This is a genomic window from Aequorivita sinensis, assembly GCF_006346335.1.
Lineage (GTDB): Bacteria > Bacteroidota > Bacteroidia > Flavobacteriales > Flavobacteriaceae > Aequorivita > Aequorivita sinensis.
In genome coordinates this window covers 1-2571 of the sequence record NZ_VDMC01000036.1, presented here as the reverse complement: position 1 = coordinate 2571, position 2571 = coordinate 1, and the positions used below count along the sequence as shown (strand labels likewise).

At 39.2% G+C, this 2571-nt stretch carries 1 protein-coding gene; it reads left to right on the top strand.

Annotation, left to right across the window (positions count from 1 at the left end):
• Nucleotides 1-2571 (top strand): DUF7507 domain-containing protein (locus FHP04_RS14160; protein WP_139856806.1); only part of this gene is annotated, 2571 nt, incomplete at both ends.

Here is a 2571-nt window from a genome sequence, read left to right as displayed (position 1 = left end):
ATGCACCAGCTACACCAACTGCTGATGTAGTTCAACCAACGTGTGCAGTACCTTCAGGTAAAATTTCAATTACAGCTCCACTAGGTGCAGGATTTGAATACAGTATTGATGGCACGAATTATCAGGACTCAGAAAACTTTATTAACTTAATCGCTGGTACTTATAGTGTAACGGCTCGAAATACTTCAGATCCTACGTGTGTTTCTACAGCTTTATCAGTAACGATTAACGATGTACCAAATGCACCAAACGCACCTGTAAGTAGTGGTGATATTTCACAATGTAGTGAAGATCCAATTCAAGTTTTAGATGCAAATACTGTTATATCTGTAGGTCCTAATGAATCGGTAGTTTGGTATGACCAAGAAATAGGAGGTAATGCAGTAAATCCCATTTGGAGTGCAATTGGTAGTAAAACATTCTGGGCGGAAGCTGTTAATGATTTTGATAATACTTGTATTAGCCCAAATAGAACACCGGTTGTCTTAACAATAAACGACTGTGGTATTAACATTGAAAAAATAGCAAGTCCGAATAATACACAAGGATGTACTCCACTAGCTGTTGGTGAGAGCATATCATATACTTTTAAAGTTACTAATAATGGAACTACACCAATTAGTAATGTTGTAGTAACGGATGTGATGATTCCTACAATTTCTGATCCAACGGGTGACACTAATAATGACGGCAAGCTCGATGTTTCTGAGATTTGGGAGTTTACAGGTTCTTATGTTGTTACTGCGCAGGATATTATAAATGGGCAAGTTGTCAATACAGCAAATGTTACCGGTGAGGCTGAAGCATCAACTCCATTTCCGGTTTCAGGTTCAGATACGGAAACCGTAAACCTTTGTCAAAATGCTGAAATGTCTATCGTTAAATCGACTAGCAGCGCAACTACAGATTGTATCAACTTTAATGTTGGAGATACCATTGACTATGAGTTTGTTGTAACAAATGAAGGAGATGTAGATATTGAAGATGTTGTTATTACAGACCCATTATTTGAATCTCCAAACCCAATAGTTACTATTAATTTAGTATCTGGAGATATAAATTATGATGGCATATTAAATGTCGGTGAAGTTTGGACCTTTAAAGCTACATATTCAGTAGACCAAGATAATATAGATGCAGGATCGATAGTGAATACCGCTACTGTAAACGGTAATTCTGCTTTAGGACCTGTAGATACTGCTACAAGTAATACAGTTACAGTATTAATCTGTACTGATGCAAGTATTGCCCTTATTAAAACTTCAGATGTTGAAGTAGATCCAACCACAGAATGTTCAACACTAGAGGCAGGTGATATTATTACCTATAGCTTCTCTGTTAAGAACACAGGAAACGTTACCCTAACCGATGTTATGGTAAGTGATTTAGTAGGTGGTGTTACCGTATCAGGAGGTCCAATCACATTGGAGCCAGGTCAAGAGGACACTACTACATTTACAGCAAGCTATACCATTACACAAGCTGATATTAATGCAGGTGAGTTTGAGAACACAGCTAAGGTAGTTGGTACAACGCCTAGCAACACCCAAGTGGATGATGAATCAGATAACTCAAGCTATACAGGCAACAACCCAACGGTTGTAACTATCTGTACTGATGCAAGTATTGCCCTTATTAAAACTTCAGATGTTGAAGTAAATCCAACCACAGGATGTTCAACACTAGCGGTTGGTGATGTAATCAATTATAGCTTCTCAGTTAAGAATACCGGAAACGTTACCCTGACTGATGTTATGGTAAGTGATTTAGTAGGTGGCGTTACTGTAGCAGGAGGACCAATCACATTGGCACCGGGTGAAGAGGACACTACTACATTCACAGCAAGTTATACTATCACACAAGCAGATATTAATGCAGGTGAGTTTGAGAACACAGCGAAGGTAGTTGGTACAACGCCTAGCAACACCCAAGTGGATGATGAATCAGATAACTCAAGCTATACAGGCAACAACCCAACGGTTGTAACTATCTGTACTGATGCAAGTATTGCCCTTATTAAAACTTCAGATGTTGAAGTAGATCCAACCACAGAATGTTCAGCACTAGAGGCAGGTGATATTATTACCTATAGCTTCTCTGTTAAGAACACAGGAAACGTTACCCTAACCGATGTTATGGTAAGTGATTTAGTAGGTGGCGTTACTGTAGCAGGAGGACCAATCACCTTGGATCCAGGAGCGGAAGACTTTAGTACGTTCACAGCTACCTATACAATTACACAAGCTGATATTGACAACGGAACGTTTACCAACACGGCATTAGTAGTTGGTACAACGCCTAGCAACACCCAAGTGGATGATGAATCAGATAACTCAAGCTATACAGGCAACAACCCAACAGTTGTAACTATTTGTACAGATGCAAGTATTGCTCTTATCAAAACTTCAGATGTTGAAGTAGATCCGACTACAGAATGTTCAACACTAGAGGCAGGTGATGTTATTACCTATAGCTTCTCTGTTAAGAACACAGGAAACGTTACCCTAACTGATGTTATGGTAAGTGATTTAGTAGGTGGTGTTACCGTATCAGGAGGTCCAATCACATTGG